The 25,217-nt window shown below is 74.7% G+C and carries 28 protein-coding genes and 1 pseudogene; 10 read left to right on the top strand and 19 right to left on the bottom strand.

Annotated elements, in window-relative coordinates; genetic code table 11:
• Positions 1–92 precede the first annotated feature (92 nt).
• Complete coding sequence (locus Q1K26_RS20140) at positions 93–539, top strand: BLUF domain-containing protein (protein WP_300015192.1); 447 nt, start codon at positions 93–95, stop codon at positions 537–539.
• On the opposite strand, the gene Q1K26_RS20135 is transcribed toward Q1K26_RS20140, so the two are convergent.
• The 3 genes from Q1K26_RS20135 to Q1K26_RS20125 are packed head-to-tail and all read right to left on the bottom strand — an operon-like array spanning position 499 to position 2,676.
• The gene (locus Q1K26_RS20135) at positions 499–1,317 is read right to left on the bottom strand and encodes an urease accessory protein UreD (protein ID WP_300015190.1); all 819 of its coding nucleotides are present in this window, start codon (positions 1,315–1,317) and stop codon (positions 499–501) included. The two genes, Q1K26_RS20140 and Q1K26_RS20135, sit on opposite strands and share 41 nt — an antisense overlap.
• Positions 1,314–2,018 (bottom strand): urease accessory protein UreG, encoded by a 705-nt coding sequence (gene ureG, locus Q1K26_RS20130; RefSeq protein ID WP_300015187.1) that lies wholly within the window; start codon positions 2,016–2,018, stop codon positions 1,314–1,316. The genes Q1K26_RS20135 and ureG overlap by 4 nt, the downstream gene beginning before the upstream one ends.
• Positions 2,008–2,676, bottom strand: coding sequence for an urease accessory UreF family protein (locus Q1K26_RS20125; protein ID WP_300015184.1), 669 nt, complete (start codon positions 2,674–2,676; stop codon positions 2,008–2,010). Before Q1K26_RS20125 ends, ureG begins: the two co-directional genes overlap by 11 nt.
• Positions 2,677–2,768: 92 nt before the next feature.
• On the opposite strand from Q1K26_RS20125, the gene Q1K26_RS20120 reads away from it, so the two are divergent.
• Entirely contained in the window at positions 2,769–2,996 is a 228-nt protein-coding gene (locus Q1K26_RS20120) for a hypothetical protein (RefSeq protein WP_300015181.1), read from the top strand.
• A 14-nt stretch (positions 2,997–3,010) separates the two neighbouring features.
• On the opposite strand, the gene Q1K26_RS20115 is transcribed toward Q1K26_RS20120, so the two are convergent.
• From Q1K26_RS20115 to Q1K26_RS20100, 4 genes and pseudogenes are all read right to left on the bottom strand, one after another.
• On the bottom strand, positions 3,011–4,726 hold the full coding sequence (locus tag Q1K26_RS20115) for an urease subunit alpha (protein ID WP_300015178.1): 1,716 nt from the start codon (positions 4,724–4,726) through the stop codon (positions 3,011–3,013).
• Positions 4,723–5,073, bottom strand: a complete 351-nt coding sequence (locus Q1K26_RS20110; protein WP_300015372.1) for an urease subunit beta — start codon at positions 5,071–5,073, stop codon at positions 4,723–4,725. The genes Q1K26_RS20115 and Q1K26_RS20110 overlap by 4 nt, the downstream gene beginning before the upstream one ends.
• 11 nt (positions 5,074–5,084) lie before the next feature.
• Positions 5,085–5,387 (bottom strand): urease subunit gamma, encoded by a 303-nt coding sequence (locus Q1K26_RS20105; RefSeq protein ID WP_300015368.1) that lies wholly within the window; start codon positions 5,385–5,387, stop codon positions 5,085–5,087.
• Positions 5,388–5,497: 110 nt separating this feature from the next.
• Positions 5,498–6,133 (bottom strand): annotated as a pseudogene (locus Q1K26_RS20100) (ATP-binding cassette domain-containing protein); the annotation flags it as partial.
• Between the two features lie 192 nt (positions 6,134–6,325).
• Between Q1K26_RS20100 and Q1K26_RS20095 the strand changes: the two are divergent.
• On the top strand, positions 6,326–6,988 hold the full coding sequence (locus tag Q1K26_RS20095) for a lysophospholipid acyltransferase family protein (protein ID WP_300015175.1): 663 nt from the start codon (positions 6,326–6,328) through the stop codon (positions 6,986–6,988).
• 42 nt (positions 6,989–7,030) lie between these two features.
• Here Q1K26_RS20095 and Q1K26_RS20090 read toward each other — a convergent pair whose 3' ends face one another.
• Positions 7,031–7,654, bottom strand: coding sequence for a hypothetical protein (locus tag Q1K26_RS20090; protein WP_300015172.1), 624 nt, complete (start codon positions 7,652–7,654; stop codon positions 7,031–7,033).
• 156 nt (positions 7,655–7,810) lie between these two features.
• Between Q1K26_RS20090 and Q1K26_RS20085 the strand changes: the two genes are divergently transcribed.
• Positions 7,811–9,091, top strand: a complete 1,281-nt coding sequence (locus tag Q1K26_RS20085; RefSeq protein WP_300015169.1) for an adenylosuccinate synthase — start codon at positions 7,811–7,813, stop codon at positions 9,089–9,091.
• A 10-nt stretch (positions 9,092–9,101) separates the two neighbouring features.
• Here Q1K26_RS20085 and Q1K26_RS20080 read toward each other — a convergent pair whose 3' ends face one another.
• The 4 genes from Q1K26_RS20080 to nth form a co-directional block, all read right to left on the bottom strand.
• Positions 9,102–10,301 carry a MarP family serine protease gene (locus Q1K26_RS20080; RefSeq protein WP_300015166.1) on the bottom strand — a complete coding sequence of 400 codons (1,200 nt, stop codon included), beginning with the start codon at positions 10,299–10,301 and terminating at the stop codon, positions 9,102–9,104.
• A gap of 243 nt (positions 10,302–10,544) precedes the next feature.
• Positions 10,545–11,180, bottom strand: coding sequence for a CoA pyrophosphatase (locus Q1K26_RS20075; RefSeq protein ID WP_300015365.1), 636 nt, complete (start codon positions 11,178–11,180; stop codon positions 10,545–10,547).
• Between the two features lie 50 nt (positions 11,181–11,230).
• Positions 11,231–11,887 carry a TlpA disulfide reductase family protein gene (locus Q1K26_RS20070; RefSeq protein ID WP_300015163.1) on the bottom strand — a complete coding sequence of 219 codons (657 nt, stop codon included), beginning with the start codon at positions 11,885–11,887 and terminating at the stop codon, positions 11,231–11,233.
• A 55-nt stretch (positions 11,888–11,942) separates the two neighbouring features.
• Entirely contained in the window at positions 11,943–12,677 is a 735-nt protein-coding gene (nth, locus tag Q1K26_RS20065) for an endonuclease III (RefSeq protein ID WP_300015362.1), read from the bottom strand.
• Between the two features lie 234 nt (positions 12,678–12,911).
• On the opposite strand from nth, the gene Q1K26_RS20060 reads away from it, so the two are divergent.
• The 3 genes from Q1K26_RS20060 to Q1K26_RS20050 all read left to right on the top strand — a co-directional run bounded on the left by Q1K26_RS20060 (position 12,912) and on the right by Q1K26_RS20050 (position 15,623).
• The gene (locus Q1K26_RS20060) at positions 12,912–13,163 is read left to right on the top strand and encodes a hypothetical protein (protein WP_300015160.1); all 252 of its coding nucleotides are present in this window, start codon (positions 12,912–12,914) and stop codon (positions 13,161–13,163) included.
• A 169-nt stretch (positions 13,164–13,332) separates the two neighbouring features.
• A complete protein-coding gene (locus Q1K26_RS20055; protein ID WP_300015157.1) occupies positions 13,333–14,007 on the top strand; it encodes a Crp/Fnr family transcriptional regulator in 675 nt (224 codons plus the stop codon).
• Positions 14,008–14,345: 338 nt separating this feature from the next.
• Complete coding sequence (locus Q1K26_RS20050) at positions 14,346–15,623, top strand: MFS transporter (protein WP_300015154.1); 1,278 nt, start codon at positions 14,346–14,348, stop codon at positions 15,621–15,623.
• Positions 15,624–15,658: 35 nt separating this feature from the next.
• Here the strand turns inward: Q1K26_RS20050 and Q1K26_RS20045 are convergent, their stop codons facing one another.
• Positions 15,659–16,444: an MBL fold metallo-hydrolase gene (locus Q1K26_RS20045; RefSeq protein ID WP_300015151.1), complete on the bottom strand. Its 786-nt coding sequence runs from the start codon at positions 16,442–16,444 to the stop codon at positions 15,659–15,661.
• Positions 16,441–17,253 carry an NUDIX domain-containing protein gene (locus tag Q1K26_RS20040; protein WP_300015148.1) on the bottom strand — a complete coding sequence of 271 codons (813 nt, stop codon included), beginning with the start codon at positions 17,251–17,253 and terminating at the stop codon, positions 16,441–16,443. Before Q1K26_RS20040 ends, Q1K26_RS20045 begins: the two co-directional genes overlap by 4 nt.
• Positions 17,254–17,269: 16 nt before the next feature.
• On the opposite strand from Q1K26_RS20040, the gene Q1K26_RS20035 reads away from it, so the two are divergent.
• Positions 17,270–18,184, top strand: a complete 915-nt coding sequence (locus tag Q1K26_RS20035; RefSeq protein ID WP_300015146.1) for a Gfo/Idh/MocA family oxidoreductase — start codon at positions 17,270–17,272, stop codon at positions 18,182–18,184.
• Here the strand turns inward: Q1K26_RS20035 and Q1K26_RS20030 are convergent.
• The 4 genes from Q1K26_RS20030 to Q1K26_RS20015 are packed head-to-tail and all read right to left on the bottom strand — an operon-like array spanning position 18,148 to position 21,319.
• Entirely contained in the window at positions 18,148–20,025 is a 1,878-nt protein-coding gene (locus Q1K26_RS20030; RefSeq protein WP_300015144.1) for a hypothetical protein, read from the bottom strand. The two genes, Q1K26_RS20035 and Q1K26_RS20030, sit on opposite strands and share 37 nt — an antisense overlap.
• A 34-nt stretch (positions 20,026–20,059) precedes the next feature.
• Positions 20,060–20,653: a hypothetical protein gene (locus Q1K26_RS20025; RefSeq protein WP_300015140.1), complete on the bottom strand. Its 594-nt coding sequence runs from the start codon at positions 20,651–20,653 to the stop codon at positions 20,060–20,062.
• Positions 20,650–21,111: a RidA family protein gene (locus Q1K26_RS20020; protein ID WP_300015138.1), complete on the bottom strand. Its 462-nt coding sequence runs from the start codon at positions 21,109–21,111 to the stop codon at positions 20,650–20,652. Before Q1K26_RS20020 ends, Q1K26_RS20025 begins: the two co-directional genes overlap by 4 nt.
• 34 nt (positions 21,112–21,145) lie before the next feature.
• Positions 21,146–21,319, bottom strand: a complete 174-nt coding sequence (locus Q1K26_RS20015; RefSeq protein WP_300015135.1) for a hypothetical protein — start codon at positions 21,317–21,319, stop codon at positions 21,146–21,148.
• A 71-nt stretch (positions 21,320–21,390) separates the two neighbouring features.
• Here Q1K26_RS20015 and Q1K26_RS20010 point away from each other — a divergent pair, with 71 nt between their 5' ends.
• Complete coding sequence (locus Q1K26_RS20010) at positions 21,391–22,410, top strand: ArsA-related P-loop ATPase (RefSeq protein ID WP_300015132.1); 1,020 nt, start codon at positions 21,391–21,393, stop codon at positions 22,408–22,410.
• Entirely contained in the window at positions 22,407–23,564 is a 1,158-nt protein-coding gene (locus Q1K26_RS20005; RefSeq protein ID WP_300015129.1) for an ArsA family ATPase, read from the top strand. The genes Q1K26_RS20010 and Q1K26_RS20005 overlap by 4 nt, the downstream gene beginning before the upstream one ends.
• Positions 23,565–24,712: 1,148 nt before the next feature.
• Here Q1K26_RS20005 and Q1K26_RS20000 read toward each other — a convergent pair.
• The gene (locus tag Q1K26_RS20000) at positions 24,713–25,126 is read right to left on the bottom strand and encodes a WhiB family transcriptional regulator (protein ID WP_300015126.1); all 414 of its coding nucleotides are present in this window, start codon (positions 25,124–25,126) and stop codon (positions 24,713–24,715) included.
• Positions 25,127–25,217 lie beyond the last annotated feature (91 nt).

The raw sequence follows: 25,217 nt of genomic DNA, 5'->3' as shown, positions 1-25,217 counted from the left end.
CTCAATGTGAGACCCCACGGTCTATCGGGCGGGTCGACGATCGGCTGCAAGGGCCGATGCTTCGTCGGACAATTCAAAGGAGAGTGGCTTTCGTGGCCGATGCGACGTCCGAGGGTGTCATCCGCCTGATCTACCGGAGCCGCAACCGCATCGTGGAGGACCGCCGCAAGGTGGCGCTGGGCAGTCTGTTCAGCCAGGCGCGGAGCAACAACAAGGAGCGCAACATCTGCGGTGCGCTGCTGCTGTCGGACAACTGGTTCGTGCAGGTGCTGGAGGCCGTCGTCCGCCGGCTCTACGAGAAGATCGAGAAGGATCCCCGCCACGAGCACGTCGAGCTGCTCGAGACCACCCCGATCGCCGAGCGCGTGTTCGGCCGCTGGGCGATGGCGAAGGTCTCCGAGGACGGCGAGCCCGACATCACGCTCATCGCGCACCGCGACGGCATCCACCGCGCCCACACCCGGGGCACCACCCCCGAACAGGAGGAGATCCTCTCCGTCATGCGTCACGCCGCGCGGGGCGACAAGCACGCGGTGTGACGTCTCCGTCCGCGGCGGCGGTCGCCGTCGCGGACCAGCCCGGATGCGCCGCCACGGCCGACGCCAGCTCCCGGCAGGCGGTCACGGCATCCGCCGCCACCGCGGTGGCCAGCGACCCGCCCCGCCCCAGCGGGGTGAGCGACCACCACTCGCCGGCCACCGCCTCGGCCGGGTCCGCTCCCCAGACGAGCACCTCACCGGCCAGTACGCGTCGGCCCGCGAGATGGGCGGCGGAGGCGTGCAGTGCCGCGTCCCCGAGCTCGTGGGTCTGTACCAGCAGCGGCCCGCCCGGACCGGTCACGCGGGTGGTCCCCCGGTAGCGACCGGACCGCTCGCCGCTGCGCCCGGCCACCAGCACCTCGCGGCACCGCAGCCGCGACCCGTGGCCGAGTCGGGCGGCGAGGACGCTCTCGTGGTCGGCCCGCGCGGTGACGACGGTCGGCCCGGGCAGGTACTGGACGCTGCCACCGTCGCCGATCTCCAGGCGCAGGGCGAGGCGACTGGGCTCGCCGCCCTGCGCGGGGAGCACCAGCGCGGCGGCGACCCCGGTCAGCACGAGGTCGGCCCCGGCCCCGACGACGACGTCCAGCTCGACGTCGTCGCCGCCGAGCGGGGTGGCGGCCGATCCCAGTAGGTGGACGGTCACGGCCTTCGTACGCGCCGCGGCCGTGCCCCGCTGCGGCAACAGCGTCAGCGGGGCCTGCGACCGCAGCTCCCGCACCGCGCTGGCCCCGTCGCCCGGTGAGCGCTCGACGACCAGCCGCGCCCGGGCCCTCACGCGAGCGCGCGCACGGCGCCGACCTGCGCCAGCACCCAGCCGGTCACCGCGGTCGCGGCCGGGTCGTCCACCAGGGACTGGGTCACCACCGGCAGCCCGGCCCGCACGCGGTGGGCGTCCCCGGTCATCACGTCCATGTCGGCCCCCACGAGCGGCGCCAGGTCCACCTTGTTGATCACGAGCAGGTCGGCGGTCGTGACGCCGGGCCCGCCCTTGCGGGGCACCTTGTCGCCGCCCGCGACGTCGACGACGAAGATCTGCCGGTCGACCAGGCCGCGGCTGAACACGGCGGTGAGGTTGTCGCCGCCGCTCTCCACGAGCACGAGGTCGAGGTCCCCGAAGCGCTCCTCCAGCAGCTCCACGGCGTCGAGGTTGGCGGTGATGTCGTCACGGATCGCGGTGTGCGGGCAGCATCCGGTCTGCACGGCCTCGATCCGGTCGGGGGCCAGTACCCCGGCCCGGCGCAGGAAGTCGGCGTCCTCGGTGGTGTAGATGTCGTTGGTGACGACGGCGAGCGCCAGCCGCGGCGCGAGGCTGCGCGCCAGCGCCGCGACCAGCGCGGTCTTGCCGCTGCCGACGGGCCCGCCGATCCCGATGCGCACGGCGCGCCCCGTCGTCTCGTCGGAGGTGTGCGGGTCGGGCTCGACGGCGGAGGGATCGAGCGAGTGGCCGTGGCCATGCCCGTGGGGCTCAACTGGCAAAGAGACGCACCTTCTCCCGGTGATGAACGACGTGGGACTGGGCCATGAGGTCGAGCACGGGAGCCCCGGGCGCGGGCAGGTCGGCGACCGGACCGCCCGCCGCTCCGACCGCCGCGTCGACGACGTCGCGCAGGGTGCCACCGAGCCCGACGATCGCGGCGTTGACGGCGAACGGGTCCAGGCCCAGCAGCCGGATCGCCGCCGCCGCGGGCCCGCTGACGCTCAGGTAGGCGACGCACCGCGCGGCGTCGGCGGGCGGGCCGCCGTCGATCCCGACGACGGCGCCGACCAGCAGCGCGTGGTGCGGGCGCGGGTGCACCACGCACAGGGTGTCGAGCACGGGCGAGGGCCACGACAGACGCGCGGCCCGCAGCGTCGCCCGTCCCTGTGCACGCGACGCCGCCCGCTGGGCAGGCGACGGGGTGCGGGCGTCGAGCGCGGCGTCGAGATCGGCGAAGGCATCGGCGCGCACCGCCGCGGCCGCGAACGCCGCTGACACGAGCCCGGCCGTGCGCAACCGGCCGGACAGGAAGCAGGCCAGGTCGGCCGGGCCGGTGACAAGCCCGCGGGCGACCGCCTCCTCCACACCGCCGGAGTGCACGTGACCGCCGCCGGGGAAGCGGGCGTCGGCCAGGGTGAGCGCGGCCAGGCCCGTCACGGTTCGGCCAAGAGGTGTCGGGAGAGGGTTGTGGCGATAATCATCCGGTGAACGGCAGGGAACCCCGGCATGCCGCCAGACGTCCTCCTCGTGTGAACAGCCCTCCCGTCGCCGTGCGCAGTGGCCGGATGATGATCATTGCCGTCGTCTGGGTCGGCGCCACCCTGTTCGGTCTCGCGGTCGCCGCAACCACGAGGATCGGGCCAGTCGTGCTGAAGGTCAGCACCAACCACGGCATCCACTTCGGCGACATCGCCGCGTTCGTGGGCTCCTACATCGCTGCGCTGTTCGTGACGCTCGTGGTGCTCGCCTTCTGGTGACCTCGGCACGGGGATCAGAACAGGAAGTAGCGCTGGGCCATCGGCAGCCGGTCCACCGGTGCCGGTTCCACGAGGTCGCCGTCGATCCGCACGGCGAACGAGTCCGGGTCCACCCGCACGTCCGGCCGCGCGTCGTTGCCGATCATGTCGGCCTTGCCGACGCGGCGGGTGTCGGCCACCGGCACGCACGGCGTGCGGATGCCCAGGTGATCGAGCCCCGCCGCCAGCGCGGCCGTCGACACGAAGTTGCGGCTTGTGGCCGCGGCGACCAGCGGCGCCGCCCCGAACATCGGCCGCGCCAGCACCGGCTGCGGGGTGGGGATCGAGGCGTTCGCGTCCCCCATCGCCGCCCAGGCGATGAACCCGCCCTTGAGCACCAGGTGCGGGCGGATCCCGAAGAACATCGGGTCCCACAGCACGAGGTCGGCGAGCTTGCCCACCTCCACCGACCCGATCTCGTCGGCCATCCCGTGCGCGATCGCCGGGTTGATCGTGTACTTGGCGACGTAGCGGCGGGCGCGCAGGTTGTCGGCCGCGCCGTCGCCGGGCAGCGCGCCGCGGGCGGCCTTCATCACGTGCGCGGTCTGCCAGGTCCGGATGATCACCTCGCCGATCCGGCCCATCGCCTGGCTGTCCGAGCTGATCATCGAGATCGCGCCGAGGTCGTGCAGCACGTCCTCGGCCGCGATCGTCGTGGGCCGGATCCGGCTCTCCGCGAACGCGAGGTCCTCCACCACCCCGGGGTTGAGGTGGTGGCAGACCATCAGCATGTCGAGGTGCTCGTCGATGGTGTTGACGGTGTGCGGGCGCGTCGGGTTCGTCGACGACGGCAGGACGTTGCCCCGCGACACGACCTCGATGATGTCCGGCGCGTGCCCGCCCCCGGCGCCCTCGGTGTGGAACGCGTTGATCGAGCGCCCGTTGATCGCCGCGAGCGTGGACTCGACGAACCCGGCCTCGTTGAGCGTGTCGGTGTGGATCGCCACCTGCACGCCCGACGCGTCGGCGACGCGCAGGCAGGCGTCGATCGCCGCCGGTGTCGTGCCCCAGTCCTCGTGCAGTTTCAACCCGCCCGCGCCGGCGCGCAGCTGCTCCCACAGGGCGTCCGTGCTGGTGGTGTTGCCCTTGCCCATCAGGAGCAGGTTGATCGGCAGGTGGTCCATCGCCTGCAGCATCCGCCCGATCGCCCTGGGTCCGGGGGTGACGGTCGTGGCCTTGGTGCCGTCAGCCGGTCCGGTGCCACCACCGGCGAGCGTGGTCAGTCCCGAGGCGAGCGCGGTGTCGACCAGCTCGGGGCAGACGAAGTGCACGTGGCAGTCGACGCCGCCAGCGGTGAGGATGCGGCCGTTGCCCGCGATCACCTCGGTGGACGGGCCGATCACCAGCGCGTCGTCGACGCCGTCCATCGTGTCCGGGTTGCCGGCCTTGCCGATCCCGACGATCCGGCCTCCCGCGATCCCGATGTCGGCCTTGACCACGCCCCAGTGGTCGAGGACCACCGCACCGGTGATCACCAGGTCCGGGGCGCCCTGCGCGGACGTGCGCGCGGACTGCCCCATCGACTCGCGGATCACCTTGCCGCCGCCGAACAGCACCTCGTCGCCCGATCCGGCGCCCCGGCTGCGGTCCTCGGTGACCTCGATCAGCAGGTTCGTGTCCGCGAGGCGGATCCGGTCGCCGACGGTCGGACCGAACAGGTCGGCGTAGCGACCGCGCTCGATGGACGTCACGTCTCTCCGTAGGTCAGGGGGCCGGGAGTGTGGTCGCGCTGGTCGAGCGCACCGGCGAACTCCACCCGCAGACCCGGGACGACCCGCCCACCGCCGAGCGGCACCAGCGCGACCTCGCGCTCGACACCCGGCTCGAAACGCACCGACGTGCCGGCCGGGATGTCGAGGTGGGTGCCCCACGCGGCGGCCCGGTCGAACTCCAGGCCCGGGTTGACCGCGGCGAAGTGGAAGTGCGACCCGACCTGGACGGGCCGGTCGGCGGTGTTGGTCACCGTGAGCGTCGTCCGCGGGCGGGCTGGGTTCAGCGGCACGTCGCCGTCACCGGGGAGGATCTCGCCGGGGGTGATCGAGTTCTCCGTCATGCGATCGGGCTGTGCACGGTGACCAGCTTCGTGCCGTCCGGGAACGTGGCCTCGACCTGCACGGAGTGCAACATCTCCGGGATCCCCTCCTGCACCTCGTCGCGGGCGAGCACCTCGCGCCCGCTCGACATCAGCTCGCTGACGGACCGCCCGTCGCGGGCCCCCTCCAGCACGTGGTCGGTGATCAGTGCGACCGCCTCCGGGTAGTTCATCCGCAGGCCACGCGCCCGGCGACCCCGCGCGACGTCCGCGGCGACGTGCACGAGCAGCTTGTCCTGCTCCTGCGGGCTCAGGTACATGGCGGCCATCCTCACCGCGCCCGGTTACGACCGCGTGGCGGGCGCGTTTCGGCCGACCACCCGCCCGCCGGGAGGGCGATCACCCGGCCGGTCCAGCGGCGCCGCAGCCACCGGTCGTGGCTGGCCACCACCACCGCACCCGGGCTCGACCCGAGCACCTCCTCCAGCTCGTCGGCCAGCGCGGGCGAGAGGTGGTTGGTCGGCTCGTCGAGCAGCAGCGCGGCAGGGCGCCGGACCAGCAGCGCGGCCAGCCCGACACGGCTGCGCTGCCCACCCGAGAGCGTGTCGAGCGGCCGGCCGAGGTCGATGCCGGCCAGGCCGAGCCCGTCGAGCGTGCGGGCGGCGCGGCGGTCGGCGTCCCACGCGTCGTGGTCCTGGGCCCACTCCAGCCGCTCGCCGTAGACGCCGAGCAGCCCGGGGTCGGCGGGCAGGCGCGTGGTGAGGTCGTCGAGGTCCCGCAGCACGGCGCGGGCCTCGCGCAGGGCGTCGTCGACGACCGCGGCGACCGTCGCCGAGCCGGGGAACGGCAGCTGCTGGTGCCCGAAGCCGAGGTCGGGCGGGCGCTCGACCGTGCCGGCGTCGGGCTCCTCCACACCGGCGAGCAGGCGCAACAGCGTCGACTTGCCGGCGCCGTTCTCCCCGATCAGCCCGATGCGGACGCCGGGGGCGGCGGTGAGGGACACACCGTCCAGGACGGTCCGGTCGCCGTAGGTCTTGACGAGGTCATGGGCCAGAAGAGCAGGCATGCGCGCACCACCGGGGAACGGGGGGAGCACCGCCGGGCCGGGCCGCGGGCGGTGCGGGGTGCGCTCAGATCCACATGTCGTCGCCGAGCGTGTCCCGATCCCCGCGGCCGCGCAACCGGGTTTCCGGTGCGCCGACCGGGTGGTGTCCCTCACGGGCGGGAACCGGGGCGTCACCGGCCGCGTTCCCCGCCCGTGCATCTCCTCGTGCGATGGCTGCTCGCCCCGCTCGTTCGGCTGGTCTGGAGGCCCGTCGTGCACGGCGCGGCGCGCATCCCGCGGGACCGTGCGGTGATCATCGCGGCCAACCACCGGGCCGCCGTCGACACCGCCGTCATCGCGCTCACGGCCCGGCGCCCGGTGGCCTTCCTGGGCAAGGCCGAGTACTTCACCGGCCGCGGCCTCAAGGGCCGTTCACTGGCCGCGTTCCTGTCCGCGCTGGGGTACGTGCCGGTGGAGCGAGGGTCCGCGTCGGCCGGGCTCGCGGCCCTGCGCGCGGCGCGCCGGGTGCTGGAGCACGGCGGGGCGTTCGCGATCTATCCCGAGGGCACCCGGTCCCTCGACGGGCGGCTGCATCGCGGCCACACGGGCGTGGCCAGCCTCGCGCTCGGCACCGGGGCCCCGGTCGTCCCGGTCGCGCTGGTCGGCACCGAGCGGGTGCAGCCGGTGGGCAGGCGGTTCCCGCGGGTCCGCCGGGTCACCGTGCGCTACGGCGCCCCGCTCGACTTCTCCCGCTACGACGGACTGGAGAGCTCCGGCATGATCCGCCGCGCGGTCACCGACGAGATCATGGACGCGATCGCGCAGCTCTCCGAGCAGGAGTACGTCGACACCTACCACGAGCGCCCCGCCGCGTAGCGATCTCCGCGCGCGACGATCCCCGCTGCGATCGACCCGCCGTCACGGGCGGACCAGGAGCCAGTCGGTGGTGTGGCGGTACCAGGTGCGCCGCTCCAACGGGCGTGGGTACGCCCGCCCGTCGGCCGTGACCGTGAAGGGCGTGCCGCCCACCTGGACCGCCCGGCCCACCGCTCCGCCCGCCCCGATCCGGGAGCGCGAGGGCGCGGGCCGGGGCAGGCCGTCGGGGAGGCCGGAGCCGCGCCCGACACGCACCGCGATCCCGCGCGGTCCGGGAGCCACGACCAGACGGGGGGCGGTGCCGCGCAGGACGAGGGTGTCGTCGCACCAGCACTCGCCGCGCAGCTCGCGGATCTCCGCGCGGCCGACCAGCGCGCCGCCGGTGTCGTCGCGCACCAGCGGTGCCGGCTCCGCCCGGCCCCCCATCGCGAGGGCGAGGGCCGCCGGACCGCTCGGCAACCCCCAGATCGCGGCCACCGCCGACCGCCGAGGGGAAGGGAGGTAGGCGACCTCGACGTCGAGCCGCTCGGTGCGCAGCAGGCGCAGCACTACGGCAGCCAGGTCGGCGTCCGTGCCGTGCACCATGATCCGCCCGGGTCGGTGCTCGGTGAGGACGGGATCGAGGTCAGCGCGCCCCGGGCGGGCGGGCAACGTCACGGTGGGCACCCCGTCGACCGTGGGGACCCGCCGACTACCGTAACCGCGGAGCCACCGCTCCCCGGACGGGTCCGCGCAGGTCAGCAGCAGAAGTTCCGAGTCGATCGAACCCACCTGATCGGTTACCCTCCCGCCGCCACGTCGCCTTCAGATCTGGAGTCTCACATGCCCGCCATCGTGCTGATCGGCGCCCAGTGGGGCGACGAGGGCAAGGGCAAGGCCACCGACATCCTCGGCGACCAGGTGCAGTGGGTGGTGCGCTACCAGGGAGGCAACAACGCCGGTCACACCGTGGTGCTCCCCGACGGCCAGAACTTCGCGCTGCACCTGATCCCGTCGGGCATCCTCACACCCGGGGTGAAGAACGTGATCGGCAACGGCGTCGTGGTCGACCCCGGTGTGCTGCTGGAGGAGCTCTCCGGCCTGGAGGACCGCGGCGTCGACACGGGCGGCCTGATGATCTCCGCCGACGCGCACTTGATCATGCCGTACCACGTCGAGATGGACAAGGTCACCGAGCGGTTCCTGGGCAAGGCCAAGATCGGCACGACGGGCCGCGGCATCGGCCCCGCGTACCAGGACAAGGTCGCGCGGGTCGGGGTCCGCGTGGCCGACGTGCTGGACGAGAAGATCCTGCACCAGAAGGTCGAGGCCGCGCTGGCCACCAAGAACCAGGTGCTCGTGAAGGTCTACAACCGGCGCGCGATGGACGTCGACGAGGTGGTCGACACCGTCCTCGCGTACGGGCGGCGCTTCGCCGACCGCATCGCCGACACCCGGCTGCTGCTCAACCAGGCGCTGGAAGCGGGCGAGTCGCTGCTCCTGGAGGGCTCGCAGGGCACCCTGCTCGACGTCGACCACGGCACCTACCCGTTCGTCACCAGCTCGAACCCGACGGCAGGCGGTGCCGCCGTCGGTTCCGGCATCGGCCCGACCCGGATCACCCGGGTGATCGGGATCCTCAAGGCCTACACCACCCGCGTCGGGTCCGGCCCGTTCCCCACGGAACTGCTCGACGCCATGGGCGAGCACCTGCGCAAGGCCGGCGGCGAGGTCGGCGTGACCACCGGCCGGCCGCGCCGCTGCGGCTGGTTCGACGCCGTGATCGGCCGCTACGCCGTGCGCGTCAACGGGATCACCGACTTCTTCCTCACCAAGCTCGACGTGCTCTCCGGGTTGGAGACGGTGCCCGTCTGCGTCGGCTACGAGATCGACGGCCGCCGCGTCGACGAGATGCCGATGACCCAGACCGACGTCCACCACGCCGTGCCCGTCTACGAGGAGCTGCCCGGCTGGTTCGAGGACCTCTCCCCGTACCGCACCTTCGAGGAGCTCCCCGCCACCGCCCGCGCCTACGTCGAGCGGATCGAGGAGCTCACCGGTGCCCCGGTGAGCGCGATCGGCGTGGGCCCCGGCCGCGAGCAGACGATCACCCGCGACGTCTGACCGGCCGGCACTAGTTCGCGCAGACGCCGGTGTCCACCTCGGCACCGAGCTGGGCCTGCGGGTTGACCGACGCCGCCACCTGCTCGTTGGTGAGCACGAAGCCGGTCTCGCTGTCGTCCAGCGCCGCGCCGAACACGACACCGACCACCTGGCCGTCGCGGTCGATCATCGGGCCGCCGGAGTTCCCCGACTGCACCATCGCGCGCACGGTGTAGACGTCCCGGCTGACCTCACCGTCGTCGTAGATGTCGGGCCCGTTCAGCGTGATCCGCTGCCGGACCTTCGCCGGGCTCGCCACGAACGGCCCGTCGAGCGGGTAGCCCAGCACGATCGCGTCCTCGCCGGCCTGGGCCGGGCGGGGCCGGAACACCAGCTCCGGAGCGTCCAGGCCGGGGATGCGGAGCACGGCGATGTCGACCCGCGGGTCGTAGAGGACGACGTCGCCGTCGAGCAGGTCGGGGTTGCCACGCCCGTCGAGGACCTCGACCCCGACGTCCTGGGTGCCCGCGACCACGTGCGCGTTCGTCATCACCAGGCCGTTCCCGATCACGAACCCGGTGCCCTCCAGCGCGCGCTGGCAGGACGGCGCCCGCCCGCGGACCTTCAGTACGCTCCCGGCCACCTGCTGCACCACCGCGTTGCCGGCCAGCGACGGGTCCGGGGGGCCGATCTCCTCGATCGGGGTGCGGTCGAAGGGGCTGCTGAAGATCTCCGGGAAGCCCGAGTTGTCGAGCAGCTGCCGCAGCTCGTCGGGGAGCGCGCGGGCACCTTCGGGCATCACCGAGTCGACGACGCGCAGCACCTCGGATCCCCGGATCCCGGACGCGAGACCGGGGAAACTCGCCGATGCGAGCGGCAGCGCCACCAGCCAGGCCGCGATGACGACCGTGATCGCCTGGAGCACCGATCCGAGCGTGGAGTCCACGCGCAGCGTGTGCTCGCCGGTGATGCGGTCGCGGATGCGGCGGCCGAAGTAGACCCCGGTGGTCTCACCCAGCGCCACCAGCACGACGACCACCACGATGCTGACGATGATGCGGGCGTTGTTGGACTCGATGCCCGAGGCCAGCAGCGGCGCCAGCCGCACGCCGAGGATCGCCCCGCCGAGCACGCCGACGAACGACAGCAGTGCCACCGCCATCCCGTGCCGCCACCCGGACACCCCCGCGATCAGCGCCAGCACCACCACGAGAACATCGACCCAGCTCATCGCACTCCCTCGCTGCGCTCGCTCGGCGCTGCGCTGGGGAAGCGCTGTGCTGACGATTCGCTCGCAGGCTCGCTCATCGCACTCCCTCGCTGCGCTCGCTCGGCGCTGCGCTGGGGAAGCGCTGTGTTGTCGATTCGCTCGCGGGCTCGTTCATTGCACTCCCTCGCTGCGCTCGCTCGGCGCTGCGCTGGGGAAGCGCTGTGTTGTCGATTCGCTCGCGAGCCCCGCTCACCAAGACTGCCCTCATGATCCCGCGATCCCGCGTCGGCCCGCCCGGGCCGCCGTCCATGCCTCGTCGAGGTCCAGTACCCGGGCCGGTGCCCAGGGCTGCGCCCATCCCCCCAGATCCAACAGCGCGGACAATAGGCCCCCGGTGAAGCCCCACACGAGCAGACCCGCCACCAGGAAGCCCGGGCCGACGTATCCGGACGGGTGACCGACCTGGACCCGGTTGGCCGGCTCCGCCAGCACGGTCATCGGCACCCGCTCGACGGCCGCCGTCTCCCCCGCGTCGACGGCGTGCACGGCCGAGGGCCGCTCCCACTCCGCCAGCACCGGGGTGACGACGAAACCCGACGGCGGGATGTAGAGGTCGGGCAGCAGGGCCAGCGGCACCACTCCCTCCGGATCCAGGCCGGTCTCCTCCTCGGCCTCCCGCAGCGCGGTGGCCACGGCGTCGGCGTCGCCGGGTTCGGTGCCGCCGCCGGGGAAGGCGACCTGTCCGGCGTGCTCGCGCAGGGTCCTCGCCCGCTCCACGAGCAGCACATCGGTGCCGTGGGCGGGATGCTCGCCGAGCAGGATCAGCACGGCCGCCCGGCGCCCGCCGTCGGGCGGAGGGATGCGGTGCCGGCTCAGGGTGGGGGCGTCGACGTCGCGCACCGCGTGGAGCAGGGGCCGCAGCCGCTCGGGGGCCCGCTCGGGCTGCAGCGTCACCGCGGGCTCAGCTCGGCGACCGCGGCGGCCACCGCATCGGCCGTGCGGAACGGGACCGGCGGGTCGACCCGCGTGGGCCTGCCGCCGCCGTCGACGACGTAGGTGTAGGGCAGGCTCGGCGGCACGTCGAGGGCGAGACGGACGGCGTTGCCCTGGTCGACGGCCGAGGGCAACGCGATGTCGAGGTCGTCGAGCAGGCGCAGCGCGGCCCGCGGGTCGTCGTCGAGATCGATCAGCAGCACCGGGACCGCGCCGGGGCGCGCGGCGTACTCGGCCAGGACCGGCAGTTCCTCCACGCAGGGGGCGCACCACGACGCCCACAGGTTGATCAGCATCGGGCCCCCGGCCGTGACCGCGCCGAGGTCGACCTCCCCCGCGGCACCCAGACAGCCGACGGTGACCCCGTCGAGCGGGCCGCCGGGCCCGCCGGCTCCCGTCGGACACGGTGGCAGCCCGGCGGCGGCCCGCAGCGGGGCGAGTTCCGCGTCACCGACGGGTACGGCGACCCGCTGGGTGGCGGTAGGGTCGGCCTGATCCGCACCGCGGGGCCACAGGGCGAACACCGCGAGGCCCACGAGCAGCAGCACCAGCACGGTGGAGACGATCTCGGCGCGGCCCGCACCGGTGCGCGCGGCCTGCGGATGGCCACTCATCGCCCGCTCGCCCGCGATCGCCCGCGGCGGCCTGCGGTGGTGGGCCGCGACCGGATCATGGGACGTCCTGGTCGGCGACCGACGCCGCAGCGGCGGGAGCAGCGGCCTCGGAGATCCCGACCAGGGCCAGCAACCGAGGCCGCGAGGGACCCTTGACCAGGGCCGCGGCCTGCTCGGGATCGGTGGGGCCGGCGCCGAAGGCGGGGCAGTCGGCAGCAAGCGTGCAGGCGCCGCAGGCGGGTTTGCGGGCGTGGCAGACCCGCCGCCCGTGGAAGATCACCCGGTGCGACGTCATCGTCCAGTCGCGCTTGGGGACGAGCGCGCCGACCGCGTGCTCGACCTTCACCGGGTCCTCCTCCTCGGTCCAGCCCCACCGCCGGACGAGCCGGCCGAAGTGGGTGTCGACGGTGATGCCGGGAACGTCGAAGGCGTTGCCGAGGATCACGTTGGCCGTCTTGCGGCCGATGCCCGGAAGCTTGACGAGCTCGTCGAGCGTGCCTGGCAGCTCGCCACCGTGCTTCTCGACGACGGCGGCACCGAGCCCGATGAGCGAGGACGCCTTGTTGCGGAAGAACCCGGTGCTGTGGATCCGCTCCTCGAGCTCCGCGCGGTCGGCCCCGGCGTAGTCCAGCGCCGTGGGATAGCGGGCGAACAGCGACGGCGTGACGAGGTTGACGCCCTTGTCGGTGCTCTGCGCGGACAGGATCGTGGCGACGGCCAGCTCCAGCGGCGTGGAGAAGTCGAGCTCGCAGTGCGCGTCGGGATGGGTGACGGCGAGCTCGCGCAGCATCCGACCGACGCGTCGCGCGCGGCCCAGCGGCGGCTCGCCCGCAGCCACCCGCCTGGCGAGCTTGGCTGCGCTGCGTGCGGTGGGAGCGGCGGAACCTGTCACGCCCACGAGGGTACGGCGACCCCCCGACGGTCCCGGCACCCGCCGAACCGGGTCACGAACGGGTATCGGGATCGCGACGCGGCGACCCCCGCGACGCATGGCCGGAGCCAGTGCGGGAACATCTGTCCCGACATGACTGCCTGGCTGTCCGTACTCGTACCGCTGCTGGTGATGTTCTTCGCGCTCGGGATGGAGCGCGTGGAGTCCAGGCTGCGGGAGTCCACCGTGCGCCCGGAGGAGCTCGAGGAGCTGCTGGAGCGCCCACGCCCCGACGAGGTACGCGCCCTGTTCCGGCAGGGCACGGTCCGGGCGCTGGAGCTGTTCCGGCTGCGCAACCGGCACCCGCGCGGGGGCAAGCCGGAGAAGCCCAGCAGGGCCGCCTGACCGTCGTCGCCGTCGGCCCGGATCGGGCTCGCGGCGGCGTGTTCGACCCGATGTCCCCCGGTCGTGCACCCGAAACGGCCGCTGCGGTGTCACGGACTGTTGGCGTACCCCCTAGACTGGCGCGCCGGTGATCCGCCGCGGGGCAGCGGCCGGGACGAGGAGCGGTGAAGTGGACGAGATTCTGATCCGCGCAGGCATATTCCAGGGCGTCGAGCCGCACGCGGCCGACGCACTGGCGCAGGCGCTGGAACCGGCGGAGTTCCCGCGTGGGCACGTGATCTTCGCGGAGGGGGAGCCGGGTGACCGGCTCTACATCGTCGGCGCCGGCAAGGTCAAGATCGGGCGCAAGTCGCCGGACGGGCGCGAGAACCTGCTGATGGTGGCGGGCCCCTCCGACATGTTCGGAGAGCTGTCCATCTTCGACCCGGGCCCGCGGACGTCGTCAGCCACGGCCGTCACCGAGGTGCGCACCTACACCATGGACCGCGCCGCCCTCCGGGAGTGGATCGGCAAGCGCCCGGAGATCGCCGAGCAGCTCCTGCGGGTACTCGCCAGGAGGCTGCGGCGCACGAACAACATGCTCGCCGACCTGATCTTCACCGACGTGCCCGGTCGCGTGGCCAAGTCGCTGCTGCAGCTGGCCCGGCAGTTCGGGTCGCAGGAGTCGGGGTTGCTGCGCGTCACCCACGACCTCACGCAGGAGGAGATCGCGCAGCTGGTCGGGGCGAGCCGCGAGACCGTCAACAAGGCGCTCGCCGACTTCGCCCACCGCGGCTGGCTGCGGCTGGAGGGCAAGAGCGTGCTGATCCTGGAGCCCGAGCGCCTGGCCCGCCGCGCCCGCTGACCCGAGGGGTGTCGGCGCCGTGCCGGTGATCGGCGTGCGGGAACCGGGAGGCGTGTCCGGCCCCGCTGCGCGTTCCGGTACGTCGATCATGGCGGGTCACCGCAGGTAGGTGGTTGCGGCGGTGCGGCCCGCGGACGCGGTTTGTTCACCGCGTGCGGCGCCGTCGTCCGGGGCCACGGTCGGCCACGTGGGCGGTTCTGTGCATGGCGCCCGCCGCATCGGGGCCGGCTGGTACCCCGGCCGCGGGGGGGGGGGGGAGGACGTCGCCGCCCTGTTCGCAGCCGCATCCGCCGGAATAAAGTGGCACGGTCGTCCCAGAATGTGCGACCCTGCTCGTCGTGTCCTCCTCGTCCGCCGCGCTCGCCGACTACCGCGCCGCCCTGAACTCCCCCGGCGCGCTGGTGCCCGCGCTCGCCTCGGCGCTCGCGCGGCTGCCGATCGCGATGACCACCCTCGCCGTGCTGCTCTACACGCAGCGGGTGACCGGCTCCTACGCCGTCGCCGCGCTGGTGTCGGCCGGGGCACTGGCCGGGGAGTCCCTGGGCGCGGTCGGGCAGGGGCGGCTGATGGACCGCGTCGGCCCCACCCGGCCCCTGCTGCTCGCCGCCCTGACCTATGCCCTCGCGGGCGGTGGGCTGATCCTCGCGCTCGAGGCAGGCGCCCCGCTCGCGGTGCTGGTGGGGGTGGCGGCCCTGTCCGGGTTGGTCCGACCCGCGATGCCCGGTGCGTCACGGGCGCTGTGGGCGCACCTGGTGCCGGCCGGGCCGAGACGCGACGCCGCGTACAGCTACGAGGCGATCAGCCTGGAGGTCTTCTTCATCCTCGGCCCGGCGCTGGCCGCGATCCTGGTGGTGGCGCCGTGGCCGGGCACCGGTCTCGCCGTCGCGATGGCCGGGATGGTGGTCGGCACGTCGATCTTCGCGCTCAGCAGGCCGGTCCGCGCGCAGCGGCCGGCCCCCGCGGGCCCCTCGGTCGGGATGCTGGGTGCGCTCGCCCGGCCCGGCATGCGCACCGTCGCGCTGGCGTCGCTCGGGTTCGGGCTGGTGATCGGCTCGGTCGAGGTGGGCGTGCCGGCCGTGGGCACGGCGGCGGGCTCGCCCCTGCTGGGCGGCGTGCTGCTGTCGGCCTGGTCGGTGACCTCGGTGCTCGCCGGCTTCCTATACTCGCTCTCGCCGTGGCCGCGGCCGCTGCACCTGCGCATGCCGTTCCTGCTCGCGGCCTTCGCGGCCTGCGTCGCGGCGATGGCACTGATCGGCCCGCTCGGGCTGCCCGTACTGGTCGTGGCGATGCTCGCGGCCGGGGCACTGATCACCCCGCAGGTCACGGCCCACTCCCTCGGTGTCGAGCTCGCGGCCCCCGCCGGCACCTCGACGGAGGGGTTCGGCTGGGTGGTCACCGCGGCGGTCCTCGGCATCTCGGGCGGGCAGGTCATGGCCGGCGTGGCCGTCGACCTGGCCGGGCCACCCAGCGCGTTCCTGGCGGGCGGCATCGCCGGAGCGGCGGTGGCGACGGTGCTCTGGGCGCGCCGCGCGACCCTGGCCCCGATGCCGCCGACCGGCCTCGGCGCCGTCCGAGAGCCACGGCGGGGTGGCTGTGCTCCGATCGGACCGGAGTAGAGCCACCCCGCTGTGACCGGGTGCGCCACACCCCATCAGCCGCGCAGGTAGGCCAGCTGCGCCTGCACCGACCACTCCGCGGCCGGCCACAGCGACTCGTCGACGTCGGCGTAGACCAGCTCGACGACCTGTCGGGCGGTGGCGCCGGACCCGAGCCGCGTCAGCGCGTGCCGCACCTGCTCCAGCCGCTCCTCGCGGTGGGCGAGGTACGCCGCCGCGACGGCGGGCGCGTCCGGGAGCTCCGGGCCGTGGCCGGGCAGCACCGCGGTGCCGGGGGCGAGCTCGGCGAGGCGGCGCAGCGAGTGCAGGTACGGTCCCAGCGCGCCGTCCGGCGGGGCGATCACGGTGGTGCCGCGGCCGAGGATCGTGTCGCCGGTGAGCACAGCCTGCGCGGCGCCGGGCCCGTCGAGCAGCAACGACACCGAGTCCGACGTGTGTCCCGGCGTGGTGACGACGCGCAGCTCGACCCCGGCCGCGGCCACGACGTCGCCCTCGCCGAGGGCCTCCGAGCCGAGTACCAGCGACGGGTCGAGCGCCCGCACCGGCGCACCGGTGAGTGCGGCGAACCGCGCCGCGCCGCCCGCGTGGTCGTGGTGGCGGTGGGTGAGCAGCACCAGCGCCACCGGCCCCTGGGCGGCCACCCGTTCCAGGTGCCCGATCTCGTCCTCCCCCGGGTCGACGACCACGCACCCCTCGACGCCGGGCGCCCGCAGCACCCAGGTGTTGGTGCCCTCCAGCGTCATCGGGGACGGGTTGTCGGCGAGCAGCACCGAGGCCAGCGGGGTGACGGCCCGGAGCGTGCGGTAGGCGGGATGGCTCACGTGGCGCCACCCGGCTGCAGGTGCCCCGCGGCGATCTCGAAGTCCGGGTCACCGGGCAGCACGATCACGACGTGGTCGCCGTCCTTGCGTACCCGCGGCGTCACCGGCGCCACCTCCCGCTCGGCGGCCGCGGCCAGCACGGAGGCCGTGTCCGGGTACTCGCCGATCTCCTGCAGGGTGCGGAACGTGGGCGCCATCAGCTCCATCTCACCGGCCTGCCAGCGTTCCAGGGCCTGGGCCGGGTGCCACCACGCCGCCTCGACGGCCTCGGTGGTGTGCGCGTCGGCCTGCTGGCCCTCCGGCACGGCGGCGACGAAGAACGCGGTGTCGTAGCGGCGTGGCGACTCCTCGGGGGTGACCCAGCGCGCCCATGCGTGCAGCAGGTCGGCCCGCAGGACCAGCCCGCCGGCGGTCAGCACGTCCCGGAGGGTGCGCTCGCGCGCCACCAGCGCGGCCCGCTCGGCGGGGAACACCGCCCGGTCGGGCGGTGAGCCGTCGGCGCGGGCGGCCAGCAGCACGCCGCACTCCTCGAACGTCTCGCGGACGGCCGCGTGCACCAGCCGGCCCGCGAGGTCGGCGCCTGCGGTGATGCGGTTGCCCCACCAGTGGGGGTCCGGCCCGGACCACAGCGCGGGATCAGGCAGGTCCGACGGGTCGACGCCCCCGCCGGGGAACACGGTCATCCCGCCCGCGAACGCCATGCCGGCCACCCGGCGCTGGAGGAACACCTGCAGCGGCCGGGGGCCGTCGGCATCGCGGATGAGCAGCACCGTGGCGGCGGGACGGGCAACGGCCGGTTCGGGGGTCACGAGCAGAATGTAGGCGGTGCGGAGGCTGCGGGTGGGACTGGTCGGGGGCGGGCCGTGGGCTCGCCGGGTGCACGGGCCCGCGCTGGCGGCGCACCCCGGCACCGAGCTGGCGGCGGTGTGGACGCGCCGTCCCGAGATCGCGGCGGCCCTCGCCGACGGGCTGGGGAGCCGGGCGGCCGCTGACCTCGACGAGCTGCTCGACGCCGTCGACGCCGTCGCGTTCGCGGTGCCGCCGCAGGTGCAGGGGGCGCTGGCGGTGCGGGCCGCAGCAGCCGGGAAGCACCTGGTCTGCGAGAAGCCGCTGGCCGCCGACCTGACCGCGGCCCGCGCCCTGGCGGAGGCGGCGCGCGGTCTCACGTCGGCCGTCGTGCTCACGCTGCGCTACGACCCGAGGATCCGGGCGTGGCTCGACGGCATCCCCGACGGCGCGGGACCCGACACCGTCGGCGCCGTGCGGTGGCTCTCGGGCTCGCTGCTCGGCGGCCAGTACGCGGCGTCGGCGTGGCGGGCCGAGCACGGCGCGTTGCTCGACCTGGGTCCCCACGCCATCGACCTGCTCGGCGCGGCGCTGGGCCCGGTGACCGGGGTGGGCTGGGCCCATCACGACGAGCCGGACCTCTGGCGACTCGGGCTCGACCACGCGGGCGGCGCCCACAGCACGGTGACGCTCTCGCTGCGGCTGCCCGTCGATCCGTCGGAGATCGAGCTGACGGTGTTCGGCGGGGCCGGGCGGCACGAGCTGTCCGGCGGGGTCGGCGACGCCACGGCGTGCTACGCCCGGCTGCTCGACGACTTCGTGGCCGCCGCGTGTAGGGAGGGCCCGCCGGTGGGCCTGGACATCGCCCACGCCGTGACGCTGCAGGAGATCGTCGAGCGGGCGCTCGGGCTCGCGGGTCAGCCCGTCATGTCCGGGGGCGCCGCAGGCCGCTGACCCCGGCCGTTGGTGCCGGTCGACGACTCGTGCCTGCCGTCGTCGCCGTCGATCCCGGGCTGGCGGGTGACCCGTCGTCGGGACCCCTCGCCCAGGTCGGCCTGCAGCCGGGCGAGCAGCTCGCGGTCGGACTCGCTGAGCCGGGCGGCGGACTCCGGGCGCAGGATGAGGCCCGTCTGCTCCGGCTCGGACTCCGGCGGGACGCCGGGCGTGCCCGTCGCCGCGGTCGCCGGCACCGGGGCAGCCGGCGGTACCGGTCGGCGGGGCGATGGGGGGTCGACCCGGTCGATCTCGACCCGTGGCCGGATCTGCGGAACGCGGTCGGCGGGCGGCGGCTCCGCCCGTTCGCGCGACGCGGGTGCCTCCGCTCGCGGCGAGGTCCGGAGGTCGGAGCCGTCGACGGGGGGCAGGGGGCCGGCAGCCCCGTCCAGTGCGGATCGGGGCATCGCCCAGTCGCCGGAGATCCAGTCGGCGAGCCACGAGTCCGCGGCCGGGGCGGCCGGCCCGAACCCGGGCTGCGCGTCGTGGACCGGCAGCCGCCCGATCCCCAGCGGGTCGTCCTCGTCGATCACCGTCTCGCGGTGGGGCTCCGGCTCGACCGGTTCGCTCAACGGATCGCCCAGCGAGGCGAACTCGGGGGTGTCGGTGTCGGCCGCCGGGAGCGGGAGGATCGGGGGCGTCGTGCCGTCGTCGGCCACCGGGGCCAGCGGGCGAGGGGTGCCGTGCCCGGTCTGGAGTGGGCCCGGCCGGGTCGCCGGGCGGGGCAGCGGAGTGACGGTTCGCGCCGGACCGGGCCGGCCGTCGGGCCCGGCCAGTCCGCGCAGCGGGGCGAACGAGCGCCGCCGGGTGGCCGGTGGTTCGGGCGTGCTCGGTTCGGGCACCGGGGTCTCGCCCGCTGCCGGCTCGGATACCGGGGGCAGCGGCTCGGGCGCCGGGGGCGGGGCCTCGGATGCCGGGGGCGGGACGATGCCACGGGCGGCGCGCCACCCCGACCCCTCCCGCTCCTCGGCGGCGGGCACGGACGCGGGCGGTTCCGGCGCCTCCTGCTCGGCCACGGCAGCTTCGGCCACCGCAGGCCGGTGATCCCGCGGCGGGGACAGGAACGCCACGGGCTCCGGCCGGACCTCCGGTGTGGCGAAGGCGTCCGCCGTCGCGAAGACCGCCGGGAACTCACCTGGGCCCGGCTCCCGTGGGCCCGACTCCCCGTGCACGGCGGCCGCCGCCCCGTCGACGTGCACCGGACGGGCCGTACGCAGTGCCTCCTGCTGGTACTGCGGGCGGTCCGCACCGGCGACGACGACCTCCACGGCCGCCCGCTGTCCGGCCCGCTCGCAGGCGATCGCCATCTGGTAGGCGAGGACATCGACGGGCCGCGTGTCCTCGGCGACCTCGACCAGCACGACCGGGTGCGGCAGCGGCCCGGGCGCGGTGCCTGCGGGGGTGAGCCGCGAGGTCACCCAGGTCCGGCAGCCGGCGACCTGGCGCGCGGGCAGCGCGCCCACGGCGGCGGCCAGGGCGTCGACGGAGGGTCCGGCGTCGAAGCGGTGCGGCGTCCCGTACTCGGTCTCGGCGGCCACGAGGGCGGCGTCGGCGTCCAGGTCGGTACGGGCGGCCCGGGCGGCCGCCACCACGGCAGCGCGCGCGCGTGCCGGGAGGACGGTGCGGTCGGCGATCAGGGTGGCGGTGAGCAGCTCGACCGCGTGCCCGTCCTCGCCCACCGCGACCAGCTCGCGACACCAGGCGAGCAGGTCGTCGTCGATCCGGCCGGCAAGTGCCAGCAGGAGCTCGTGGGGCGAGGCCCCCGTCGTCCGGTCGTCCACCGGCCCTCCCGATTCCGTCATCCTGTCTCCCGCCCGCCGGCAGTCGGAGGAACCATCACGCCCCTACTGCGACTGCCTCCACGGCCGTCCGCCACAACGGCGCCGAGCCGATGATGGCCGCCTGGTGGTAGGCGGGAGGCTCCCCGTGCGCCGGGAGCACCTCGACGCACGGTGTGCGGTCGCCGTGGGCCCGCAGCACGCGCTGTACCGTGCCCGTCAGCGTCCAGGGACGCTCACCGCCGTGGACGACGACCACGCGCTGCTCGCGGCGCGGGCCTGCGCGCCACGCCTGCCGCAGCTCGACGGAGCCCGGATGCCCGCGCACGACGCCGAGCACGCTGAGCGCCGCGGTGTCGAGCCCGTGCGGCCCGGAGTGGAACACGAACTCGGTGCCCACGACGGAGTCCGTCGGCAGTACCGCCTCCAGCAGCCGTCGCGAGGCCCCCCACTCGCCCGCGCTGCGCACGAGCAGCTCACGCTCGTCGTCGGTGAGGCCGACGCGGTGGCGCAGCAGCTCGCGCGGCAGCATGGCGCCGAGCGGGGCGCGGGCCCGGGCGGCCAGCCAGTCGCGCAGCCGCCAGAGCACCGCGTCGGGCAGCCTCCCGGCCAGCCGCACCAGCAGGTCGTGACCCGCCTGCTCGGCGGTCACCCCCCGACCTCGACGATGATCTCGACCTCCACCGGGGCGTTCATCGGCAGCTCGGCCACGCCCACGGCCGACCGGGCGTGGGCTCCCGCCTCACCGAACACCTCGCCGAACAGGTCTGACGCCCCGTTGATCACGGCAGGCTGCGCGGTGAACCCCGGTGCGGAGGCGACGAAGCCCACCACCTTCACCACGCCGGTGACGGCGTCCAGCCCGACGAGCGCGTCGACGGCGGCCAGCGCGTTGAGCGCGCACGTGCGGGCCAGGTCGCGCGCCTGCTCGACGCCCACCTCGGCGCCGACCTTGCCGGTGGCCGCCAGCGTGCCGTCCACGAAGGGCACCTGGCCCGCGGTGAACACCAGGTTCCCGCTGCGCCGGGCCGGGATGTAGGCCCCGGCGGGTGCGGCGACCTTCGGCAGCTCGATGCCCAGCTCGCGCAGCCGCGCGCTCGGGGCCGTCACGACGCCGCCTGCGCGGAGGCCAGCACGTCGGCGGTCATCCCTGGACCGGCCGCTTGAACCATGCCACCAGCTGCTCGGGGTTGGCGCCGGTGGTGACCGCCACCAGCTCCCAGCCGTCGCGGCCGAAGTTGTTGAGGATCGCCTGGGTGTTGTGGATCAGGACGGGGGCGGTGAGGTATTCCCACCTGGTCTGCGAGGGGGAGCTCATGGCCCGACTGTAGCCAGCGCCTCACTCCGATCGAGCGCCCGGTCCGCACACGTGCTCGTAACCTGGTGGTCATGACGACGACGGCGGCGTGGCACGACGATCTGGCGCAGGTGCGCCTGCACGTCGTCACCGGCAAGGGCGGCACCGGCAAGACCACGGTGGCCGCGGCGCTCGCCCTGGCGCTCGCCACGGACGGACGACGGACGCTGTTGATCGAGGTGGAGGGCCGCCAGGGCATCGCGCAGCTGTTCGACACGCCGCCGCTGCCCTACGAGGAGCGCCGGATCGCGGTGGCGCCCGGAGGCGGCGAGGTGCGGGCGCTGGCGATCGACGCCGAGGCGGCGCTGTTGGAGTACTTCGAGCTGTTCTACCGCCTCGGGATGGCGGGCCGGACACTGCGCAAGATGGGTGCGATCGAGTTCGCCACCACGCTCGCGCCGGGCCTGCGCGACGTGCTGCTCACCGGCAAGGTCAAGGAGTGCGTCACGCGCCGCGACCCGGGTGGCGGCCCGGCCTACGACGCCGTCGTCCTCGACGCACCGCCGACCGGCCGTGTCGTCAGCTTCCTCGACGTCACCAAGGCCATGGCCGACCTCGCGAAGGTCGGACCGATCCACAACCAGGCCGAGGGCGTCGTCCGGCTGCTGCACTCCCCGGCCACCGCGGTGCACCTGGTCACGCTCCTGGAGGACCTGCCGGTCACCGAGACGCTGGATGCTGTCGACCAGCTGGTCGACGCCGATCTGCGGCCCGGCGCGGTGATCGTCAACCAGGTGCGTCCGCAGTGGCTGCCCGGCCGCTCGGTCACCGCGGCCGCGGGCGGGCGCGTCGACGCCGACCGCATCCGCGCCGGGCTCGCCTCCGCCGGGCTGGACCTGCCACCCGACGTCATCAGCGCGCTGGTCGACGAGACCGTGGACCACGCCGTGCGCGTGCACGCCGAGGGCGTCGCCCTGGCCCGGCTCGATTCCGGCCCCGACCTGCCCCGTCTGGAGCTGCCCACCATGGTCGACGGCATCGACCTCGGATCGCTCTACGAACTGGCCGAGGAACTCGTGGCTCAGGGCGTCGGGACCGGGGTACGGGCATGAGGACCGCGGCCGCGCTCGACGTCGACGCGCTGATCGACGACCCGGACACCCGAGTGATCGTCTGCTGCGGGTCGGGCGGGGTCGGCAAGACCACCACGTCCGCGGCGCTCGCGATCCGGGCCGCGGAGCGCGGCCGCCGCACCGTCGTGCTCACGATCGACCCGGCGAAGCGGCTCGCGCAGGCACTGGGCCTGCAGGCGCTGACCAACGAGCCCGGACTCGTCCAGGACGCCGACGGCGACCTGCACGCCATGATGCTGGACATGCGCCGCACCTTCGACGAGATGGTGGAGACGCACGCCGAGCCCGGCCGGGCCGAGGCGATCATCGCCAACCCCTTCTACCAGACGATCTCCTCGTCGTTCTCCGGCACGCAGGAGTACATGGCGATGGAGAAGCTCGGCCAGCTCGCCGCCACCGGCGAGTGGGACCTGATCGTCGTCGACACCCCGCCCTCGCGTTCGGCGCTCGACTTCCTCGACGCCCCGCAGCGCATGTCGACCTTCCTCGACGGCCGCATGATCCGGCTGCTCTCGGCACCCGCGCGTGCAGGCGGCCGCGGCTTGCGCAAGATCGTGGGAGCCGGGTTCTCGCTGTTCGCGAAGGCGGTGTCGACGATCCTGGGCGGGCAGCTGCTCGCCGACGCGTCCGCGTTCGTGCAGGCCTTCGACACCATGTTCGGCGGGTTCCGGGAGCGCGCGGAGGCCACCTACGCGCTGCTGCGCTCGCCGGGCACCGCGTTCGTCGTCGTCGCCGCGCCGGAGCCGGACGCGCTGCGCGAGGCCGCGTACTTCGTGGACCGGCTCGCGGGCGAGGACATGCCGCTGGCCGGGCTCGTGCTCAACCGCACCCACCCGGTCCTCGCCCCGCTGTCCGCCGGCAAGGCGCGAGACGTCGCCGACGGGCTGCGCGGCGCGCCCCTGGCCGTGGCGGTGCTGCGGTTGCACGCCGACCGCGTCGACCTCGCCGAGCGCGAGGAGCGGCTGCTCGCGCGGTTCAGCAACGCCCACCCGACGGTGGCCGTGGCCCGGGTGCCGGTGGTCGCGGCCGAGATCGCCGACCTCGCCGGTCTGCGCGAGGTGGGCGCCCGGCTCGCCGACGCGACGGCCCCGACCCCCGCCCCGGACGCCACGCCGCTGCGCAAGGCGGAGTAGCGGTCCACGGCACCGGTCCACGGCACGGCCGGGGGTGTGGGGCCGAGGTGGCGGGGTGTGGACCGGGCCCGGCTCGACCGGTGGGCAGGCGGCCGGCTCGATCGCTTGGCTGGCTGAGGGGCTGGGCTGCGGGGCTGGGCTGCGGGGCTGGGCTGTGGGCTCGGCCTGCGGGGCTGGCGGGCCGTGCTCGATGATCGCCGCCTCGGAACCTCCAGGCGCTGTTGACGCGCCTGCCGGTTCCGAACCGGCGATCGAGGCCGATGCCATGCACGATGATCGACGACCGGGAACCGGCAACCGTGCTCAGCGCGGTCGGCCGTTCCGAATCGACGATCAAGGCCCGCGGAGCGAGCCGAGCGGCCGCGCTCGGGGTACCGGACCACCGGCGATGACTCGGTCCGACAAGCGCCGTGCCCCACTTCTGTACCGTCGAGGCCCGGCTGCCTCGGCTCTCCCCGTTCGGCCGCCACCTCCCAGTCGGCTGTGTCGGCTCCGGGGCTGCGTCGGTCCACCCGACTGCGAGGATTCGCCGCCGAGTCGGCCCGGTCCGGTCGTATCGGCCGATGTGTGCCCCGTACCGCCTCCCGCCGGTGTACCCGGCCCGCCCGGCTGCGTCGGCCCGCCCGGCTGCGTCGGCCCGCCCGGCTGCGTCGGCCCGCCCGGCTGCGTCGGCCCGCCCGGCTGCGTCGGCCCGCCCGGCTGCGTCGGCCCGCCGAGCTGCGTCGGCCCGCCCGGCTGCGTCGGCCCGCCGGGCCGCGTCGGGCGGCCCGGCCGCGCCTCGAGCTCGCGCACCGCCGCCTGCTCCGCGGTCTGCCCGGTGCGCCCGTAGCGACCCGAAGATGCGCTGGGTGCTCAACGCCGGCAAGCCCAGCCGGCCCGAGTGCCCCCGCAGGGCGCCCGCCCGCTGCCGCTGCGCCGCCCGCTGCCGCCGCGCCGCCCGCTGCCGCCGCGCCCGCCCGGCCGTAGGCGCCCACCTGCACGTGCCGCTGCACACCGGCGCACCGAGCTACCCGGCCGTGTATCGGCCACAAGAACCGCCCGGTCCACAAGATCCACACCGGCCGGCGCGAACCGGCACTCCGTCCGAGACCGGCCCACCAGATCCGCGGCGTCTCCGCGCGAGGCACTGGTCGTCCGTGGCGGCCGGGTCAGGCCGACTCGTGCAGGCGCTGCGCCATCCGTGCGGCCACCGCCTGCTCGGCGGCCCTGGCCAGCCCGGTGGCGGTGTGCTCGTAGGGGTCCACTCCGGGATCGGCGGCGTAGTAGGCCGATCGGGCGTCGATCAGCATCTCGTACCAGGACCCGATCTCGGGGCGGTTGCGCAGTAACGCGCGCCGCTCCCGCTCGGTCATGCCGCCCCAGACCCCGAACTCGATGCGCTCGTCGAGCGCGTGCGCCAGGCACTCCGTGCGCACCGGGCATGAGCGGCAGAACATCCGCGCCTCCCGCTGCTGCGCGCCGGTGACGAACAGCCCGTCGGCGTCGGTCGTGCGGCAGCGCGCCGCCGCCCGCCAGTTCCACCGGTGCCGCTGCGCCGACGATGAGCTCGCGAGCTCGCTCATGGGCCCTCCAGATCTCGTTCGCATGGCCGTCACGACCACCACAGACGGATTCTGCGAGCCCCGGGTTCCCTCCGACAGCGAGCAAAAATAC

The organism is Pseudonocardia sp. (assembly GCF_029263155.1).
Taxonomy (GTDB): Bacteria; Actinomycetota; Actinomycetes; order Mycobacteriales; family Pseudonocardiaceae; genus Pseudonocardia.
This window is presented reverse-complemented; position numbering and strand designations above follow the sequence as displayed.

Coding starts and splice junctions, on each gene's coding strand:
- Q1K26_RS20015 (WP_300015135.1), bottom strand. CDS start 21,319: ATGAGCTCCCCCTCGCAGACCAGGTGGGAATACCTCACCGCCCCCGTC.
- Q1K26_RS20005 (WP_300015129.1), top strand. CDS start 22,407: ATGAGGACCGCGGCCGCGCTCGACGTCGACGCGCTGATCGACGACCCG.
- Q1K26_RS20000 (WP_300015126.1), bottom strand. CDS start 25,126: ATGAGCGAGCTCGCGAGCTCATCGTCGGCGCAGCGGCACCGGTGGAAC.
- Q1K26_RS20010 (WP_300015132.1), top strand. CDS start 21,391: ATGACGACGACGGCGGCGTGGCACGACGATCTGGCGCAGGTGCGCCTG.
- Q1K26_RS20030 (WP_300015144.1), bottom strand. CDS start 20,025: ATGACGGAATCGGGAGGGCCGGTGGACGACCGGACGACGGGGGCCTCG.
- Q1K26_RS20085 (WP_300015169.1), top strand. CDS start 7,811: ATGCCCGCCATCGTGCTGATCGGCGCCCAGTGGGGCGACGAGGGCAAG.
- Q1K26_RS20105 (WP_300015368.1), bottom strand. CDS start 5,387: ATGTACCTGAGCCCGCAGGAGCAGGACAAGCTGCTCGTGCACGTCGCC.
- nth (WP_300015362.1), bottom strand. CDS start 12,677: ATGCTGCGCGAGCTCGCCGTCACCCATCCCGACGCGCACTGCGAGCTC.
- Q1K26_RS20060 (WP_300015160.1), top strand. CDS start 12,912: ATGACTGCCTGGCTGTCCGTACTCGTACCGCTGCTGGTGATGTTCTTC.
- Q1K26_RS20070 (WP_300015163.1), bottom strand. CDS start 11,887: ATGAGTGGCCATCCGCAGGCCGCGCGCACCGGTGCGGGCCGCGCCGAG.
- Q1K26_RS20080 (WP_300015166.1), bottom strand. CDS start 10,301: ATGAGCTGGGTCGATGTTCTCGTGGTGGTGCTGGCGCTGATCGCGGGG.